Source organism: Blastococcus sp. PRF04-17, from assembly GCF_023016265.1.
Taxonomy (GTDB): Bacteria; Actinomycetota; Actinomycetes; order Mycobacteriales; family Geodermatophilaceae; genus Blastococcus_B.
Map to the genome: position 1 here is coordinate 3,572,010 of NZ_CP095412.1, position 17,025 is coordinate 3,589,034.

15 protein-coding genes, 1 tRNA gene and 1 pseudogene are annotated in these 17,025 nt (G+C 73.0%); 6 read left to right on the plus strand and 11 right to left on the minus strand.

What is annotated here, in order from left to right:
- The first annotated feature begins 68 nt into the window (after positions 1-68).
- Complete coding sequence (locus tag MVA48_RS18035) at positions 69-950, plus strand: Rieske 2Fe-2S domain-containing protein (protein WP_246982219.1); 882 nt, start codon at positions 69-71, stop codon at positions 948-950.
- A 401-nt stretch (positions 951-1,351) separates the two neighbouring features.
- Here the strand turns inward: MVA48_RS18035 and MVA48_RS18040 are convergent, their stop codons facing one another.
- Positions 1,352-1,969 carry a LysE/ArgO family amino acid transporter gene (locus MVA48_RS18040; protein ID WP_246982221.1) on the minus strand — a complete coding sequence of 206 codons (618 nt, stop codon included), beginning with the start codon at positions 1,967-1,969 and terminating at the stop codon, positions 1,352-1,354.
- A gap of 70 nt (positions 1,970-2,039) precedes the next feature.
- Between MVA48_RS18040 and MVA48_RS18045 the strand changes: the two genes are divergently transcribed.
- The 3 genes from MVA48_RS18045 (at position 2,040) to MVA48_RS18055 (ending at position 3,576) form a co-directional block, all read left to right on the plus strand.
- Positions 2,040-2,930 (plus strand): LysR family transcriptional regulator ArgP, encoded by an 891-nt coding sequence (locus tag MVA48_RS18045; RefSeq protein ID WP_246982222.1) that lies wholly within the window; start codon positions 2,040-2,042, stop codon positions 2,928-2,930.
- 74 nt (positions 2,931-3,004) lie between these two features.
- A tRNA-Lys gene (locus tag MVA48_RS18050) sits at positions 3,005-3,077 on the plus strand.
- Positions 3,078-3,216: 139 nt separating this feature from the next.
- Positions 3,217-3,576 carry a hypothetical protein gene (locus tag MVA48_RS18055; protein WP_246982223.1) on the plus strand — a complete coding sequence of 120 codons (360 nt, stop codon included), beginning with the start codon at positions 3,217-3,219 and terminating at the stop codon, positions 3,574-3,576.
- A 219-nt stretch (positions 3,577-3,795) separates the two neighbouring features.
- Here MVA48_RS18055 and MVA48_RS18060 read toward each other — a convergent pair whose 3' ends face one another.
- A complete protein-coding gene (locus tag MVA48_RS18060; protein ID WP_246982224.1) occupies positions 3,796-4,173 on the minus strand; it encodes a hypothetical protein in 378 nt (125 codons plus the stop codon).
- Between the two features lie 395 nt (positions 4,174-4,568).
- On the opposite strand from MVA48_RS18060, the gene MVA48_RS18065 reads away from it, so the two are divergent.
- Entirely contained in the window at positions 4,569-5,198 is a 630-nt protein-coding gene (locus MVA48_RS18065; protein WP_246982225.1) for a hypothetical protein, read from the plus strand.
- Positions 5,199-5,255: 57 nt separating this feature from the next.
- Here the strand turns inward: MVA48_RS18065 and MVA48_RS18070 are convergent, their stop codons facing one another.
- The 8 genes from MVA48_RS18070 to MVA48_RS18105 all read right to left on the minus strand — a co-directional run bounded on the left by MVA48_RS18070 (position 5,256) and on the right by MVA48_RS18105 (position 14,799).
- Entirely contained in the window at positions 5,256-7,061 is a 1,806-nt protein-coding gene (locus tag MVA48_RS18070; RefSeq protein WP_246982226.1) for a GGDEF domain-containing protein, read from the minus strand.
- A 241-nt stretch (positions 7,062-7,302) separates the two neighbouring features.
- The gene (phaZ, locus tag MVA48_RS18075) at positions 7,303-8,103 is read right to left on the minus strand and encodes a poly(3-hydroxyalkanoate) depolymerase (RefSeq protein ID WP_256461179.1); all 801 of its coding nucleotides are present in this window, start codon (positions 8,101-8,103) and stop codon (positions 7,303-7,305) included.
- A 24-nt stretch (positions 8,104-8,127) separates the two neighbouring features.
- Positions 8,128-9,885 (minus strand): PHA/PHB synthase family protein, encoded by a 1,758-nt coding sequence (locus MVA48_RS18080; protein WP_246982230.1) that lies wholly within the window; start codon positions 9,883-9,885, stop codon positions 8,128-8,130.
- Positions 9,886-10,038: 153 nt separating this feature from the next.
- On the minus strand, positions 10,039-10,590 hold the full coding sequence (locus MVA48_RS18085; protein ID WP_246982232.1) for a DUF732 domain-containing protein: 552 nt from the start codon (positions 10,588-10,590) through the stop codon (positions 10,039-10,041).
- A gap of 112 nt (positions 10,591-10,702) precedes the next feature.
- Positions 10,703-11,350: a phosphatase PAP2 family protein gene (locus MVA48_RS18090; RefSeq protein WP_246982234.1), complete on the minus strand. Its 648-nt coding sequence runs from the start codon at positions 11,348-11,350 to the stop codon at positions 10,703-10,705.
- Between the two features lie 40 nt (positions 11,351-11,390).
- Positions 11,391-12,491 carry a lysylphosphatidylglycerol synthase transmembrane domain-containing protein gene (locus tag MVA48_RS18095; RefSeq protein WP_246982237.1) on the minus strand — a complete coding sequence of 367 codons (1,101 nt, stop codon included), beginning with the start codon at positions 12,489-12,491 and terminating at the stop codon, positions 11,391-11,393.
- A complete protein-coding gene (locus MVA48_RS18100) occupies positions 12,488-13,087 on the minus strand; it encodes a hypothetical protein (RefSeq protein ID WP_246982239.1) in 600 nt (199 codons plus the stop codon). Before MVA48_RS18100 ends, MVA48_RS18095 begins: the two co-directional genes overlap by 4 nt.
- Positions 13,084-14,799, minus strand: coding sequence for a phosphatase PAP2 family protein (locus MVA48_RS18105; RefSeq protein ID WP_246982241.1), 1,716 nt, complete (start codon positions 14,797-14,799; stop codon positions 13,084-13,086). Before MVA48_RS18105 ends, MVA48_RS18100 begins: the two co-directional genes overlap by 4 nt.
- Positions 14,800-14,807: 8 nt before the next feature.
- On the opposite strand from MVA48_RS18105, the pseudogene MVA48_RS18110 reads away from it, so the two are divergent.
- Positions 14,808-15,796: pseudogene (locus tag MVA48_RS18110) on the plus strand (ABC transporter substrate-binding protein).
- Here MVA48_RS18110 and MVA48_RS18115 read toward each other — a convergent pair.
- The gene (locus MVA48_RS18115) at positions 15,797-16,981 is read right to left on the minus strand and encodes an acyl-CoA dehydrogenase family protein (RefSeq protein WP_246982244.1); all 1,185 of its coding nucleotides are present in this window, start codon (positions 16,979-16,981) and stop codon (positions 15,797-15,799) included.
- Between the last annotated feature and the right edge of the window lie 44 nt (positions 16,982-17,025).

Here is a 17,025-nt window from a genome sequence, read left to right on the forward strand (position 1 = left end):
TTCCCCTCCCCTGGGAACCACCTCGACCGTCGGGCTTCCGTGGCAGGTCCCGCGGGTAGGGGGCGGCCATGGGTTTCCTGGTTGTCCTCGACCGCGTGGCGGACGGCGCCGCCTTCGACAAGGTGATCGAGCCTGCACGCCGGGCCGTGCGGGCGGTGCTGCGACCGCAGGCGGTGAGGGACGTCCTGCACGGCACGTGGCTGGGCCATCCGCTGCACCCGGTGCTCGTGCAGGTGCCGGTGGGGAGCTGGATCTCCGCCGGCGTGCTGGACCTGGTTCCGAGGCTGCGCCCCGCTGCGACGTTCCTCATCGGGACGGGTGTGGCCGCCGCCGTGCCCGCGTCGCTGTCGGGTGCCGCTGACTGGTCGGAACAGGAGGTCGGCGTCCGCCGGCTCGGAGCGATACACGCGGTGGCCAACGCGGCGGCGCTCGGGCTCTACGCCGGCTCGCTGGCGGCACGGGCCACGGACCGCGGCGGGTTGGGGCGCGTCCTCTCGTACACGGCACTCGGCATCGCGACGGGTTCCGCGGCGATCGGCGGGCACATGTCCTACGCGCAGTCCTCCGGAGCGTCGCACGCGGCCACCGCGGCCAGGGCGCTCAGCACCGACTGGATGGACCTCGGGCCGCTCGACGACTTCCCGGAGGGGCGGCCGACGCTGCGCACCGGCAAGGCTGCGAGCACGGCCGTGCCGCTGGTCGCCGTCCGCCGCGGCGCGCGGGTGGTCGTCCTGGTCGGCGCCTGCTCGCACCTGTCGGGTCCCCTCTACGAGGGCACGGTCGAGAAGGTCCGGGGCGCGGACTGCCTGGTCTGCCCGTGGCACGGCTCGGCGTTCGACCTCGAGAGCGGTGCGGCGCGGCGGGGGCCGGCGGCCAACCCGCAGGAGAAGCTCGAAGTGCGCATGGAGGCCGGCCGCGTGATGGCCCGGCTGGCGCCCCGGCACGAGTGACCGGCTCCCTGCCGAGGAAAAGAAGCCGGCCCGGCCGCCCCGGGGGGAACGGGTCAGCCGGGCCGGGGTCGGTCCCGACCGGTGCCTCGCGGCGCCGGGCGGACGATCCAGCGGTCGGGACGGCAGGCGGCACTGCCGGCCGCCCGACCGGAGCGGTGATGACGGTATGTAATTGAAGATCGGCAAGCGATCCCCTGAACGGGTGGAACGATCACCCGAGCGGTGACTCAGCGCACACCCAGGAAGGTTGCTCATCCGCTCGTCGGGGGCAGAGAGCAGCGGTGTTCTTCCTCTTCTCCAACCGGCTGGGCTGCCTGGGTTCGCTGCTCCTGTCGGCCGTGCTGACGCTGCTGCTGCTCCTGCTCTTCGACGTCCTCTGATCTGGCCGGGCGGCCCGGGCGTCAGAGGGTGCTGGCGAGGAGGCCGGCGCCCAGAGCCGCCATGACGACGGCGATGACGGCGTCGAGCACCCGCCAGGCCGCCGGACGGGCGAAGAGGGGCCGCAGCAGGCGGGCGCCATAGCCCAGGGCGCAGAACCACAGCAGGCTCCCGGCGGCCGCTCCCGCGGCGAACCACCACCTCCGGCCACCGTGGCTGTCGGCCACCGAGCCGAGCAGCAGCACGGTGTCCAGGTACACGTGCGGGTTGAGCCATGTGAGCGCGAGGCAGGCCGCGACGGTGGCCAGCAGACCGGCGCGGGCCCCACCCGCATCGACCGCGATCGCCGACGGGCGCAGCGCCCGGCGGGTGGCGTGGACGGCGTAGCCGAGGAGGAACGCCGCCCCGCCCAGTCGGATGATCGTGATCGCATCGGGCAGGCGGGCGCTCAGCCAGGAGTTGCCCGCGACACCGGCGAGGATGAGCGCCGCGTCGGAGATCGCGCACACCGCCACGACGGCGCTGACGTGCTCGAGGCGCAGGCCCTGCCGCAGGACGAACGCGTTCTGCGCCCCGATGGCGACGATGAGGGAGAGGCCCATGCCCAGACCGGCGGTCGCGGCCAGGAGTCCGGTCGTCACGGAGTCGACGGTATGTACGGCCTCATCGACAGTCCAGCTCACGTTCCTTAGGGCTCATTAGCATCGCTTCATGGACGTCGATCTGGCCCAGCTCCGGACGCTCGTCGCGGTGGTCGACGAGGGCACGCTGGAGGCGGCCGCCCGACGGCTGCACGTGACGCCCTCGGCCGTGTCGCAGCGCCTGAGGGCGCTCGAGGTCGCCACCGGACGGGTGCTCGTGCAGCGCGGGCGGCCCGCGTCGGTGACCACCGCCGGCGAACCGGTGCTGAGGCTGGCCCGCCAGGTGGGGCTGCTGGTCGAGGACGCCAGCCGGCACCTGGAGCCGACCGAGCCGGCGGCCGCACCCGCGGTGCCGATCGCGGTCAACGCGGACTCCCTGGCCACCTGGGCGCTGCCCGCGCTGGCGCCGCTGGCCTCCGAACTCCGCTTCGACCTGCACAGCTCGGACCAGACGCACACCAGCGCGCTGCTGCGGGCCGGCACCGTGATGGGCGCGGTCACCTCCGATGCCGAGCCCGTCGCCGGGTGCCGCGTGACCGGCCTCGGCAGCATGCGGTACCTGCCCTGCGCCGCGCCGTCCTTCGTCGAGCGGTGGTTCCCCGAGGGGCCGGAGGCGGAGGCGCTGCAACGGGCGCCCGTGGTGGTGTTCGACCGCCGCGACGACCTGCAGCACGCCTACCTGCGCCGTCACCTCCCGGCCAGCGCCGAGGTGCCGATCCACTACGTGCCCTCGTCGGCGGACTTCCGCAGCGCAGTGGCCCTCGGTTTCGGCTGGGGCATGCTGCCGGAACTCCAGTTGGACGCCAGGTCGGGCGAGGGAGCGGTCACGCCGTTCGATCTGACCGGTGCCGTGGACGTCGTCCTGTACTGGCAGCAGTGGCGACTGGAATCCGAGCCGCTCGACCGGGTGGCTGGCGCACTGACGGGGGCGGCGCGCGCTCAACTCCGGCAACGGAAGTGATCGCTGCGAGGAGCGGCGGTTGCCGGCGGTAGCCTCGCACCGGGCCGCAGGACCCGAGCGCTCCTGCACCCGCCGGGCCTCTAGCTCAATTGGCAGAGCAGCGGACTTTTAATCCGCGGGTTGTGGGTTCGATCCCCACGGGGCCCACCCTCTTCGTGTGCGAGCTCAGCTGATCCTTGGCGTTCCCCCACGTCGACGCGCACCGATGACTCCGAGTCGCTGCCGCAGTCCCATGCACATTCCCCATCACGGGAACCGGCATCCGGATCGAGCGGCGGTGGGCAGCGTGGCGGTCATCGAGGACGTCCGGCCGCTCGGCGCTCAGCTCGAGCGTTCGTACCAGGTCCACGTGCGCGGCCGGTTGAAGTTCCGCGTCGGGCAGATGGTCTACGTGGCCTTCTCCCTCGACGAAGCAGTGATGGGCCTCGCGTTCCCCAAGGAGGAGCGAGCGGCGCTCGTCCTGGGCAAACCGCACAAGTTCCAGCTGCCGCCGGCGTCGGACCTGCGCTTCGACTGGGTTCATGCCGACCTCGCCGCCCTGGACCCGACCGAGGCCCGCGAACTCGTCGTGGACGCGTGGCGCATGGTCGTCCCCAGGAAGCTGTCCAGGGCCTACGGCATCGCCCACCCTCTGGGCCCGGGATGAGCACCCGCGGAACCGCCGGGTGCCCGGCCCCGTGGGCGGACCCCACGCGCGGTTCGACCGGGCAGCGGTGGCCACCGCGCCTCCCGCGCCGCCGGGCGGGCGCTCGGCCTGCCACTCGACGAGTGACCGGACACGATCGGCGACACCGAACGGTGGACCCTTCACCGCTCTCCTGTCGCCGGGGTGGGTGCTGCGCTCCCGCCCAGCAGGACGGCGTGCTCAGGGACGACGCGAACCGGTGAGGCGCTGCTGACCGCTCGAGGCGTGACGACGCCGGTCACCCCAGGAGGCGGCGGCCGCACCCAGGAGCAGGAGTGAGGGCAGCAGGAAGGCCAGCCCGATCCCCAGACCGGTGACGAGCGACCAGGCGAGCGACATCACGGCAAGGGCCCCGACGACCCCGGACGCCACCGCGGTCCTGCCCACCGTCTCGGCGAGCAGCGCCAGGACGCCGCAGGCCAGTGGTACGCCGAAGAGAACGAAGGCGAACCGGCCGCTGTCCTCCCATGCGAGTCGCCAGTGCCAGGCGGTGACGCCGAGGAGACCGGCGAGCGCCACCGCGATCAGACCCTGCGCGGCTCGTGAGGCGACGCCCATGCCCGGTGAGCGTAGGGCTTCTCGACGCATCCGGTCCCGGTGTCGGGCCGTCACGGAGAGGCACCGGCCGCTCCTGGTGGTCGGTGACCATGGGCGCCGTGGGTGCGTGGTCCGGAGACGGACGGCGACACGCGGAGGAGGACACGACGCGGTGTCCGTGACTGCGCCTTGAGCCGGGCCGTCCACGCTCACGCGGGGGCTTCTTTGTCGACATGTGCCCGGGTTTAGACGCAGGTCGCCGCCTGGTCGGGAGGTTTCGACAACGATCCGGAAACACGCCGCCCCGACCGGAGGCCCTTGCCCGCCGGAACGCCCGGCAGCACCTACCTTTCTCTCATCCGCCACGGCTGGCGGTGGCCGATGCACTTCCCCAGCGTCGGTCGTTACAAGGAGTGATGAGCGTGACTGGCGTGCGCAGTTTTTCCGGTGGTGAAGCCGTCCTCGACGGCGTGGTGTGCCACGGATGGTGGTTGATCGTCGACGAGGAGGGCCCTGCCCGGATCGTCGACGGGCCCTTCCCCGACCGGGGGGCCGCCCGCTGGGCGGCGAGCAGACGGGACGCCGACGTCGTCGTGCGGCCGGTGTACGGCGTCCGGCGTCCCGACGGATCGCTCAACCGCCGGCCCTCTCCGCAGGACTGGGCCTGGCTGGCGCACCTCGGCGAGCAGCTGGAGCGGCTGCCCGACGACTGGGAGAGCCAACTGGCCGAGCACGACCGGCTCGTCACCCTCATGGTCGAGATCGGCGCCGCGCTGGCCGAGACCGGCCTCCCGCTGCACGTGGCCACCGGGCCCGGCAGCGAGGTGGGTGGTGCATCCCTGGCCCCCGAGCCGCAGCTGGAGGGCGTCGTCGTGACCTGGCGGCAGCACGACCGCATGAGCATCGACCAGGTACACGGGCCTGCCGCGGACTCGCTGGTCCAGCAGGTCATGAACCGCACGCTCGGGCACGTGCTCACGCTGCGCGGCTTCGTCGTCGAGCCCTTCGGAGGGGCCAGCGGGCACGTCGTCCGCAGCGCTGCCTGACTCCGGCAGCTGACCGCCGAGCAGCCCCGGCCCCTCCCGGGGCTGCTCGCGGGACGGTCAGGGAGTGACGGGCTGGACCTGTTCGGCCTCGAGCGAGGCGTCGAAGTAGACGGTGGTGCCGCGGCCGCGGCGCTTGGCCGTGTACATGGCCAGGTCCGCCCGGCGGATCAGGGTGTCGATGTCGGTGTCGGGACCGCCGAACGCGACGCCGAGGCTCGCCCCCACCGTCGCCGAGCGACCACCGCCGAGCTCGATCGGCAGCTCCAGCTGTGCACGGACCCGCGACAGGACCTGCTCGACGCCGGCCGTCCCGATCGGGCCGTGCAGCAGGATGGCGAACTCGTCACCGCCCAGCCGGGCGGCCGTGTCGGCGGCGCGTACCGCCTCGTGCAGGCGCTGGGCGAACACCTTGAGCAGCAGGTCGCCCGCCTGGTGGCCGTAGGTGTCGTTGACCGGCTTGAAGCCGTCGAGGTCGATGTAGACGGCCGCCGGCCACTGACCGTTGCGGCCGGCCAGATTCAGTCCGTTGGCGGTGCGGTCGAGGAAGAGCGTGCGGTTGGGCAGCTCGGTGAGCGGGTCGTGCATGGCCGCGTGCCGGAGCTCCTCCTGCAGCTCGATGACCCGGCGGAGGTCGGTCTCGAGCCGGCCGCGGTCCAGCGACGTGGCGACGTGGTGACCGAAGGTCTCGAGCAGCGCGAGGTCGCTGCCGGCGAAGGTGCCCACGTCACCGAGGCGGTCGGTGACCAGCAGCAGGCCCTGCACCCGGCCCTCGGTGCTCAACACCGACACCATCGCGTCCTTGAGGCCGTGCCGCGTGGCGTACCGGCCGAGCTCGGCGCCGCCGGCAGCACCGGTCCGGCTCGTCGGCAGGCCGGTCTCCCAGGCGGCGGCGACCAGGCGGTCGGCGTCCTCGCGGTGCGGGAGCGGGAGCAGCGCGGCGGGCTCCTCGCCCTCGCGGCTGCGGCTCAGCGTCGGCACGGCGTCGTCCTCACCGAAGAGCACGAGCTCGGCGGCCGCGGCCCGGAACGCGCCGCGGACGGCGGTCAGGAAGTCGGTCAGCGCGGTCGGCGCGTCCCCGCCGGTGTAGAGCAGCGAGGTCACCTCGTGCAGCTGGCGCAGGTTGTCCTGCTGCTCGCGTGCCTTGGCGTAGGCGCGGTAGGCCGTGATCAGCAGGACCGACGGCAGGGCGAGGAGGACCAGCGAGGCCGGGTTCTGCATGGCGAGCTGTACCGCCAGCAGGCCGAACGCCGCCATCGCCAGCCCGAAAGGCATGGAGAGGGCGAGCATGCGCGGCAGCGCCCGGAGACCCAGGAAACCCTGCGACAGGCTGATCGCGGCGAAGATGCACACCCCGGCCGTCAGGGTGCTGACGGCGACCGCGGCCAGCCCCGCAACCCAGTTCCAGGCGCCGGAGAGCACGCTGTCCTGCGCCAGCAGCGCGAACACGGTGGTCGCCAGGCACGCGCTCAGGGCGTACTGGGCGAGGTTGAAGGCGAGTTTCAGCCCGGTCTGCCGCCGGTGCAGCACGAGGGCGAGCGCGGCGCCGGTGAGCTGCGCGGCGACCAGGGCGGCCGGCTGGAGGAGGTACAGCCCGGCGACGAGGACCAGGTCGGCGAGGGAGAAGGAGTGGGAGTCCCTCTTCAGCTGGATGTGCACCACGAGCAGCTCGCCGGCGGCGAAGGCGAGCACCCACAGCGGCCACGGCAGCTCGACCGCCCCGTCGAGACGGGGCAGATCGCGGACGACGAGCACGAACAGCGCGGCGGCCGCCGCTCCCACGAGGGCGACGAGCAGGCCGATGCGCCGGCTCGTCGTGGGCAGCCGCCTGCGGCCGGGCGCGGCGGCCCGCGGCGTCGCGGTCATGCCTACTGCATCGGCACGGAGGGCCGAAGCTGTAGCGACTCCACGATGGTTTCCGCGCCAGGAACACGCAGGGGTGAGCGCCGGCGCAGCCGGGCGGGCAGGCGGGCCCCGGTCGGGCCGGCCCAGGGGGTACGGGACGGGGTGATCATGGCGCTCCTCGGCATCGGTGGCTCCCGAGCATCGCCGTGAGGTCTGACATTCCCCGGTCCGCGACCTGACAACTGCCTGGCAGCCGGACCGCTCAGGCGTCCAGGAACTCCTCGATGACCGGCGCCAGCTCCTCGGGTTCGGTCACCAGGGCGATGTGCCCCCCGTTGTAGACGTACAGCCGGGCATCGGGGAGCAGCCTCGACATGATCCGCGCGTTCACCAGCGGCACGATCGGGTCGTCGTCCCCGGCGACGACCAGCGTCGGCTGCCGGATGAGCTTGAGGAACGGCAGGCTGCTCCAGCCCGCGCTCGCGGCCAGCTGGTAGTAGTAGCCGCGCCGCGGTCCCAGCCGCGTCGCCGAGTGCAGCACCCGCGCGGCCCGCTCCGGCTCGGTCCGCATCGTGCCGCCGTAGATCTCGCCGGCGATGCTGCGCGCGTAGTCGGGGTCGCGGTGCCGCCGCGGGGTGAGCATGCGGGCCAGCACCCGCGGATTGGCCGGGACCATCAGCGACCCGGTGGCCGTCGCCGCGAGCACGAGCCGCCGGCAGCGGCTGCGATGCTGCGCGGCGAAGTGCTGGGCCAGGCCGCCGCCCCACGAGAGACCGAGCACGTCGACCGGGTCGTCGAACCCCAGCCGGGTCATCGCCCGCGCCACGACCGGGCTGAACGTGGCCAGGTTGTAGGGGACGACGGGCCGCGGCGATCCTCCCACCCCGGGGACGTCGAACCGGATCACCGTGCGCCGTGGCTCCAGCGCGTCGACGAACGGCTGGAGCACCTCGAGGCTGGCTCCGATGCCGTTCATCAGCAGCAGGGGCGGCACGGAAGCGTCCGTCCCCGGACGCACCGCCACGCGGAGGGTGCGCCCCCGGCCGTCACCGAGCGGACGTATCCGCCGCGGACGGCGGACGTCGGTCTACTTGTCGAAGACATAGGTGCCCGGCGCGTCGGCCAGGGGCTCCAGTTTCCCGCCCAGGGTGGGTGGCGCCGGCACCTCGTCGCCCGACCGTTCGCCGAGCCAGGTCGTGAAGTCCGGCCACCAGGAGCCCTTCACGGTCTCGGCCTGGGCCAGCCACTGCTCGGGGTCGGGCGGCGTGGAACCCGCCACCTTGAACGTCGACTTGGGGTTGCCGGGAGGGTTGACCAGGGAGGCGATGTGGCCGCTGGTCGACAGGATGAACCGGCTCTCGCCGCCCAGCAGCTGGGTCGACCGGTAGCAGGCCTGCCACGGGCAGAGGTGGTCGGCGATGCCCGCGGTGACGTAGGAGTCCACGGTCACCGCCGACAGGTCCACCGGCGAGCCGAGCATGGTGGCGGCCCCGGGCCGGGTCAGCTGGTTGCCGAGCGCGACGTCGATGAAGTCGCGGTGCAGCCCGGCGCTCATGCGGGTCGTGTCGGCGTTCCAGAAGAGGATGTCGAAGTTCGGCGGCGGCTTGCCCTGCAGGTAGTTGTTGACCCAGTAGTTCCACACCAGGTCGTTGGGCCGCAGCCAGGCGAACACCTCCGCCAGCTGTGCGCCGTCCAGGTACCCCTTCTTCCGGGACCGCTCCGTCGCCTCCTTGACCGACTCCTCGTCGATGAGCGCGGTGACCGTGCCCGCTCGGGCCCAGTCCAGGACGGTGACCGCGAAGCTGGCCGCCGTCACGCGGTCCTGCCCGCCGGTCGCCGCCAGGTGCGCCAGCACCATCGCGGTGATGATCCCGCCGGAGCAGAAGCCCTGGATCGCCACCTTCGCGCTGCCGGTGGCCTGCTCGATGGCGTCCATGGCCTCGACCACCGACCGTCCGTAGGTGTCCAAATCCCAGTCGGCATGCCGCTCGTCCGGGTTCCGCCAGGAGATCATGAACACCTGCTGGCCGGCGGCCACGTAGTGCTCCACGATGCTGCGGCCGGGGGCCAGGTCGGTGATGTAGTACTTGTTGATCGTCGGCGGCACGATGACCAGCGGCACCTCGCGCACGGTCTCCGTCGTCGGCCGGTACTGGATGAGCTCGAACACGTCGGTGCGGAAGACGACTGCACCCGGAGTGACGGCCAGGTCCTCCCCGACGGTGAAGGCGTCCGGTTCGACCATCGAGGGCACCCGCGGCGGCTGGGCGAGGTCGTGCAGCATCCGCCGCAGCCCGCGGACGGCGTTCTTGCCGCCGGTGTCGATGACCGCCTTGAGCGCCAGCGGGTTGAGGAACGGGACGTTGCTGGGCGCCAGCGCGTCGACGAGGTTGGTGGCGGTGAACCGGATCCGCTCGTCGTCCCGCCAGTCGAGATCGGCGTCCTCGATGAGCTCCCAGGCGGTCCGCGCCGTGGCGAGGTGCGTCTGCATGGCCCGGCGCAGCAGCGGGTTGCCGGTCCAGGCGGGGTCGGCGAACCGCTTGTCCTTGGGGCTCGGTGCCAACTCGGAGCTGCCGACGGTGATCCGGCCGAGCTCGCGGGCCAGCTCACCTGTGCGTCGCGCCACCGTGCCCGGCCTGCGCACGAGGGACGAGCCCAGCCGCAGCGCCGTGTCCGCCGGGGGGATCAGCCGGCGCAGGGGCCCCCGGGCCGCGTCGACCAGGACCATGTCCAGGCCCATGGCGGCCTCGGCAGCCTCCTCCGGGGCCTGTGCGGCACGGCCGTTCGGTGCCTCGGCCGGTCGGTCGGCTCCCGGACGGTCACGGTCGCTCGCGGGCTGGGCCATCGACGGTTCTCCTCAGGACGCGCTGCGTGGCGCGGCCGCGGAGGAAGCGATGGTGCGCCGTTCCCCCGGGCGCTGTGTGGCCTGGACCACTCAACCACAGCCCGGGGGCCCGGCAGGGCGGCGGTCAGGCCGCCGGCGGAGCCGGGCGGGGGATCAGCGCGCGTGCTCCGGGCAGATGTTCGTCACGGCCAGCTGCACGAAGTTCGCGGCCTCCTGGTCGGTGGCGCCGGCGAAGGTCAGCGCGCGGACCATGTCGTCGCGGGTCGCGCCGTGGCCCATCTCCTCGCACACGTTGCGGGCCATGGCCAGCTTCTGCGCGTCGTCGACCGGCGGGGCGAGACCGGAGTCGCTGACCTGGTCCAGGAAGGCCTGGGGTGCCTGCGCCGGAGCCGGGGCGGGGGCCGGGGCGGGGGCCGGGGCGGGGGAAGGCGCCTCGGCCGGCTCCTCGGGGGCGGGGGCCTCGGCCGTGGGGGACGGCGTCGGCGTCGGGCTCGCGTCGGCGGGCTGCTCGGCGGTGGCGGCACCGGACCCGGTGGCGGACGGGGAGGAGGCGGCACCGGCGGGAACCGGGCGTGCCATCGCGAACCAGGCACCGAAGGCGACCAGCACGGCCAGGACCGCGGTCGCGATGAGCAGGCGTTCGAAGCCCTTCGAGCGCACGAGGGCCGCGAAGGCCGTGCGGCGGTTCGACGTCTTCGTGGTCATCAGTGCTGCGCTCCGTCCGATGCCGGCCCGGGCGGCCGGCTATGGGTGCCATCGGCAGGGCGACCGCCTGCTCCAGCTCGGGGAGGGGGCACCTCACCCGTCCGGGTGGGGGTCAGGACGTCGACGCCGCCGGGTCGCGCCGGTGCCGGATGGCCATCAGCAGCGCAGGCCAGCCCAGCGCCAGCCCGGCCCCGATGAGCGCGCCGGCCACCGTGTCCGACAGCCAGTGGGCGCGCAGGTAGACCCGCGAGAGCGCCATCACCGAGGTGAGGACGACGGCGTTGACCTCCCAGCGCCACCGGCTGGGGCCCGGTGCGGCCAGCACGAGGACCAGCCCGACGGCGGTGACGGCCGTGGCGATCGCATGACCCGACGGGAAGGACGCTGCCGAGGTCTCGATCAGCGCCCCCGGCGGGCGCATGCGGTCGGTGGCCGCCTTGAGCGGGCCGATGAACAGCTCGCTCGAGACCACGGCGAGGCTGAAGGCGGCCGCCCGCAGCCAGTGCCGGCGCCAGGCGAGCAGCAGCAGGGCGGCGATCCGCAGTGGCCAGTTGACCGCCGCGCTGCCGAGCACGGACAACGCCTCGGACACGGCGGTGGCCGGCGCGTTGCGCGCGGACCCGGCGGCCTCCCACACCGCGTCGTCCACCGCCTGCACGGTGGGTCCGGTGGCCGGGTGGAACACCACGAGCGTCAGCGCCAGCCCGCCCAGCAGCAGTGATCCGCTGACGACGAGGCCGCGGCGGGAGTCGACCAGCATCAGACCGGCCGCCCGGGGTCGCGACCGTGCGCCACCGCCGTCACACCGACTCCGGCACCAGCTCGGTGCGGGGTGCGGAGTTCGGCTCCCGGCGCCACGACCGGTTGCGCTGCCAGAAGACGTAGGTGCCCAGCCCGATCGGGATGGGCAGGACGTAGGTCAGCGCCCGGAACACCAGCACCGCGGCGGCGACCAGCGCCCGCTGGCCACCGGCAGCGGCCAGGCCCGTGATGAGCGCGAGCTCGATCACCCCGAGCCCGCCCGGCGTGAACGGGATCGCCGTCAGCAGTCGCGCGAAGGCGAAGACGGCGAGCGCCTCGGGGATCGACACCTGGTCCGCGCCCACGCCCACGAACCGGAGGGCCAGCAGCAGCACCAGGAACAACGACAGGTGGCTGACCACCGTCGTCAGAGTGATCCAGTGCCACCTCGCCCGGAGGAGCAGCACGGTCCGCTCGCGGAACTTCGTGGTCGCCTTGTCCCAGCCGGTCACCGGTCCACGCCGGAACAGCCGCCGGATCGCCGAGGCGACCCGGCCGGCACCGCGGCCGATGCGGGCGGCCGTCTGCTGGCTGCGGAGCAGCAGGCCGAGGAGGACGACGCTGCAGACGAGACCGGCCACTCCCGCGAGCCCAGCGAGCAGCCGGCCCGTGGTGGGCGGCGAGGAGAAGGCCAGCAGGACGAGGGCGACCACGGGCAGGCCCAGCTTGGCGAAGTTGTTCCAGAGGCCGGAGATCAGCAGCGCCACGGACGTCCGCGACCGGGAGAACCCCCACGAGCTGTTCAGGGCATAGGTCAGGCCGAGCGCGATGGCGGCCCCACCCACCACCGTGTTGGAGACGGCCGTCGTCGTCTGGGTCGACACCGTCGCCTGCCCCAGCGTCATGCCGGGCGTGGTGGCGACCATGACGAACTGGTAGGTCGCCAGGTTCCAGATCGCGGCGACGACCAGGACCGCCACCTCGACCCACGACATCCCGCGTACGGACTCCCACACCGCCGACACGCTGGTGAACTGCGGCAGGAACCAGACGAAGACGGCGACCACCAGCGCCAGCGACAGCAGCGGCCCGAGCAGCCGGCGCCAGAGCGGCCTGCGGGCGCTCGCGGCGGTCGTCGGGCGGGTGTCGACGGCGGTCATCGCCCGCCCTCCGCGGCGGGGTCGAGCTCGAGCCGGCCGCCGCTCTCCTCCCGGACCAGGTCCTGCAGGTTCGCGCGCGGCACGGCACCGATGGCCTGCGTCGCCAGCGCCAGGGCCTCCGACCGCTCCCGGCCGGACAACCGGAACAGCACGCTCATGCACCCGCCCTCGAACAGGTAGAACCGCTGGCCGACGTACTGCGGGCTCACCTGCGTGACCAGTTCGAGGCGCTGCATGTCCTGCCGGTCGCTGGGGATCTCGGTGGCCCCGGTGGTGTCGCAGGACTCGGTCAACCGCACCTCGATGGCGTGCGTGCCGTACCGGTCGGCGTCCAGCCAGAACGCAGCCGAGTCGTTGCGCGCCTCCATGTCGGAGAACCGCCAGCCGACCGGCATGGCTTCCAGGCACGGCACGAAGGACGCCGTCGGCACCGATTGCGCCATGAGGATCACACCGTTGGAGGGCTCGGCGTCGTCCCCTTGCTCGCAGGCGACCAGGTCGCTGTGCAACGACACCACCTGGATGCAGCCGGTGAGCAGCAGGGTGGTCAGCGCCGAACCGGTCAGGGCCGCCCACCGGCGGACGCGGCCGGTCACAGCGGCGACCTGAGGACGTTGACCAGCACCAGCGCGGCGACCAGCGCACCGCCGAGGGTGGCGACGGTCAGGCCGGCCCGCCGCCAGGTCAGCCGCTGGATGCGGACCGGGGGCAGCCGGTAGGGCAGCAGGCGGAGGAAGTCGCCGTGCAGGTCGCGCCCCTGCTGGCGGAGCATCCGCCGCAGCTGGGAGGGCATGGTGAGACCGCGGGTCGCGGCGAACGCCTCGGCGATCTCCTCCTCGGAGAACTGCCGCCGTGCCCGGCGGTACACCCGCTCGGCGTCGGTGCGCAGGCCGAGGACCAGCATCATGTTGGCCAGGTCCACGGCCTGGCGCCACGGGCTGGGCCGCACCTCCGCGAAGGCGGAGTCGATCACGAACAGGGTGCCGTCGCGGACCAGCAGGTTGGCCGGCTTGATGTCGCGGTGGGCCATGCCGATCTCCCACATCCGGCGCACGACGGCCAGGCCCTGGTCGATGATCGCGTCGTCGATCTCCGCCTCGCCGGCCTCCTGCGCGCCGTCGATGAACTCGGTGACCAGCAGGTACTCGCGCTCGGGTGTGATCTCCACGATCCCGAGCGGGTGCGGCACCGGCAGTCCGGCGTCGGAGAACAGCCGCAGGATGTAGTCCTCGTACTGCACGAGGCGCCGGACGCTGTGGAACGGCTTCTCGTCCTCGAGGCGCCCGTACAGCAGCGCGCGCCCGAGCTTGTAGAAGCGGTCGGACCGGAGGTGCGTGGCGGCGTACAGCTTCGCGAACACGCAGCTGCGGCTCTCGGGGTCGGACGGGTCCGCCTTGACGGTGATCTTGAGGGGCGTCGAGCCCCCGGAGCCGGCCAGGCCGAACGGCGTGACGTCGACGGCCAGCATGCCCAGCTGGTCCTGGAGCGCCCGGATGATCGCCTCGCCGCGCTCGCCGGACACGTCGAGGTGCGCCGGCCGGGCGCGGCTGTACCGGACGGGGTAGACGGAGTTCGGGGTGAGCAGCCGGAACGCGGCCAGCGGCGCGGCCACCCCGAGGACGATCCCGGCGAGGATGCCGGTCGGGTGGTCCTGGGCCAGGTACAGCCGGGAGAGCGCGGTGACGACGAGCAATCCCGCGACGACCCACTTGCCGGTGGTCCGCCACCGGCCCGCCGGCACCAGGGCGTACAGCGTGCTCACCAGGAAGGTCGCCAGCACGGTCATGGGCAGCGACGGCATCGAGAACCCGGACCAGTGGCCGATGACCTCGACCTCGTAGGGGCGCGGCCGCTGCAGCGTGCTGGCCAGCGTGCCGCCGAGGTTGACCACGAGCAGCCCCACGCCCAGCCACACGAACAGGTGGCGCCAGCGGCGGAGGACGACCAGCAGGGCGAGGTTGGTGATCCAGATGACGTGGATCGCCTTCGCCGTGGCCAGGACGCCGGCGACCTCGGCCACCCGGGTGAGCGCGGGTGAGCGGATCTCGCTGAACGCCTGGAGGACCCGGGTGTCGAGGAGGTCGAAGGTGCCCACCGTGCCGGTGACGACGACCGCGAGGCAGGCGAGCAGCACCACCGCGCTGAGCACCAGCCAGAACTTGCCCGACGCGTTGAGGTTCCGTGGCAGGGGTGGTGGCTCCCCTGAGGGCCGGCGGCGTCTGCGGACCCGCTGGATCGCCGGTGGGGCGGGCCGCGGGACCGGCACGGCTGCGCCCGTCCCGGGCGGTGCCTGCGGCAGCGTGGCCATGGTGCCGCATGCTCCACCGAGAACGGGATCGAGACCATCCCCTTTCTCCTCTGCCCGGCGCTAGCGTGACCCCCGCTGAGCCTCCGGCCCGGGGAGGAGGGGTCGTGCGACCTCGACCCGCCGGGGTCCTCTGTGCCCTCGTGCTGCTGCTTCTCGCCGGCTGCACCACGGCGCCGGAGCCGACGGAGCCGCCCGACACGATCCGGTTCGCCTCCTACGACTTCCCGGAGAACCAGATCCTCACCGAGGTGTATGCGGAGGCGGCGCGTCGTGCCGGCCTGCCCGTGTCGGTGACGCACGGCGTCGGCCCGCGCGAGGTGGTGGCCCCGGCGCTCCAGCAGGGGGTCGTGGACGTCGTCATCGACTACCTGGGGACGGCGCTGGCGTTCGCGCGCCCCTCCGCTCCGAGCCTGACCCGCGAGCCGGTGGCGATGCGCGCCGTGCTGAGCCGGGTGCTCGGCGGCCGGGGGGTGCTCGTCCTCGAGGCGGGTCGGGCGCAGGACCAGAACGGATTCGCAGTGACCACCGCGTTCGCCGCCGGGCGGGGGTCGCCCGCCTCTCCGACCTGGTCGAGCTCGCGCCCGAGCTGACCTTCGGCGGGCCCCCGGAGTGCCCCGACCGGCCGTTCTGCCTGCGGGGGCTGGAGGAGGTCTACGGCCTGCACTTCGGCGAGGTGCGGGCGATGCCGTCCCGGGCCGCCACGGTCGAGGCGCTCGTCGCCGGCGACATCGACGTCGGCCTGCTGGAGACCACCGACGCCCGGCTGGCGGTGGCGCCCATCCAGCTGCTGATAGACGACCGGGGGCTGCAACCGCCCGAGCACGTCGTCCCGCTGGTGCGCGCCGATGCGATCGACCGCTGGGGCGAGCGGCTCCGGACGGCGCTGGACGAGGTGAGCGAGCGGCTGACCACCAACGACCTCGTGCAGCTCAACCGCCGGGTCGAGCTCGACGGCCTCACCGCCCAGGAGGCCGCCGCGTCCTGGTGGGACGGGTGATCACACGATCGCGCCCCGGCCGGTGATGGCCCGGCCCACGATCAGCGTGTTCACCTCGCGGGTGCCCTCGTAGGAGTAGATCGCCTCGGCGTCGGCGACGTACCGGCCCACGTTGTGCTCGAGCAGGATGCCGTTGCCACCCATGAGCTCACGGGCCCAGCCGACGGTCTCCCGCATGCGGACGGTGCTGAACGCCTTGGCCAGCGACGCCTGCTCGTCGCTCATCCGCCCGGCGTCCTGGAGCTGGGAGAGCCGCGCGCAGAGGGCCGCCGACGCGGTGATGTTGCCGAGCATCCGCACGAGCAGGTCCTGGACGAGCTGGAACTGCGCGATCGGGCGGCCGAACTGGGTGCGCTCGTTGGCGTAGCGCAGGGCGTGCTCGTAGGCGCCGCGGGAGCAGCCCACCGCCGACCAGGCGACGCCGGCGCGCGTCATCTTCAGCACCTTGGCGGTGTCCTTGAAGCTGTGGGCCTCCTGGAGGCGGTTCTCCTCGGGGATGCGGACGTCCTCCAGCGTGATCAGGGCGTTCTGGACGGCGCGCAGGGCGATCTTGTCCTCGAGGTCGACGGTGGAGAACCCCTCGGTGCCTTGCTCGACCACGAAGCCCAGCACCCGCTCGGTCTCCTCGTCCTGGGCCCAGATGATCACCAGGTCGGCGAAGCTGGCGTTGCCGATCCACTTCTTCTGGCCGTCGAGCACCCAGGTGTCGCCCTCCCGCCGGGCCTTCGTGCGCAGGCCGCGGGCGACGTCGGAGCCGGAGTCGGGCTCGGTCAGCCCGAACGCGCCGATGAGCTCCATGCGCGCCATGGCGGGCAGCCAGCGCTCCTTCTGCTCCTCGGACCCGCAGAGGTACACGCTGCCCATGGCCAGGCCGCCGTGCACGCCCATGAAGGTGGCGATCGACGGGTCGCCCCGGGACAGCTCCATCGAGATCATCCCGTCCAGCAGCGTCGACTTCCCGGGGCAGCCGTAGCCCGAGTAGGGCGTGCCGGCGATGCCGAGCTCGGCGATGCCGGGGATGAGGTGGCGCGGTGTCTCCGCCCGCGTCCAGTACTCGTTGATGATCGGCTGGACCTCGGTGTCCATGAACTCCCGCACCCGGTGCAGCAGCGCCCGGTCCTCCTCGTCGAGGAGCGCCTCGAGGTCGTAGAAGTCCGAGGTGACGGCCTTGGGGTCGGCGTTCATGGACCTGCCTCTCTGCAGCGGGAACCGCCACCTACCCCGGGGGT

Bases quoted from the DNA above. Each gene is read 5' to 3' on its own strand.
- MVA48_RS18035 (WP_246982219.1), top strand. From the start codon at position 69: ATGGGTTTCCTGGTTGTCCTCGACCGCGTGGCGGACGGCGCCGCCTTC.
- MVA48_RS18045 (WP_246982222.1), top strand. From the start codon at position 2,040: ATGGACGTCGATCTGGCCCAGCTCCGGACGCTCGTCGCGGTGGTCGAC.
- MVA48_RS18060 (WP_246982224.1), bottom strand. From the start codon at position 4,173: ATGGGCGTCGCCTCACGAGCCGCGCAGGGTCTGATCGCGGTGGCGCTC.
- MVA48_RS18065 (WP_246982225.1), top strand. From the start codon at position 4,569: ATGAGCGTGACTGGCGTGCGCAGTTTTTCCGGTGGTGAAGCCGTCCTC.
- MVA48_RS18070 (WP_246982226.1), bottom strand. From the start codon at position 7,061: ATGACCGCGACGCCGCGGGCCGCCGCGCCCGGCCGCAGGCGGCTGCCC.
- MVA48_RS18080 (WP_246982230.1), bottom strand. From the start codon at position 9,885: ATGGCCCAGCCCGCGAGCGACCGTGACCGTCCGGGAGCCGACCGACCG.
- MVA48_RS18085 (WP_246982232.1), bottom strand. From the start codon at position 10,590: ATGACCACGAAGACGTCGAACCGCCGCACGGCCTTCGCGGCCCTCGTG.
- MVA48_RS18090 (WP_246982234.1), bottom strand. From the start codon at position 11,350: ATGCTGGTCGACTCCCGCCGCGGCCTCGTCGTCAGCGGATCACTGCTG.
- MVA48_RS18095 (WP_246982237.1), bottom strand. From the start codon at position 12,491: ATGACCGCCGTCGACACCCGCCCGACGACCGCCGCGAGCGCCCGCAGG.
- MVA48_RS18105 (WP_246982241.1), bottom strand. From the start codon at position 14,799: ATGGCCACGCTGCCGCAGGCACCGCCCGGGACGGGCGCAGCCGTGCCG.
- MVA48_RS18115 (WP_246982244.1), bottom strand. From the start codon at position 16,981: ATGAACGCCGACCCCAAGGCCGTCACCTCGGACTTCTACGACCTCGAG.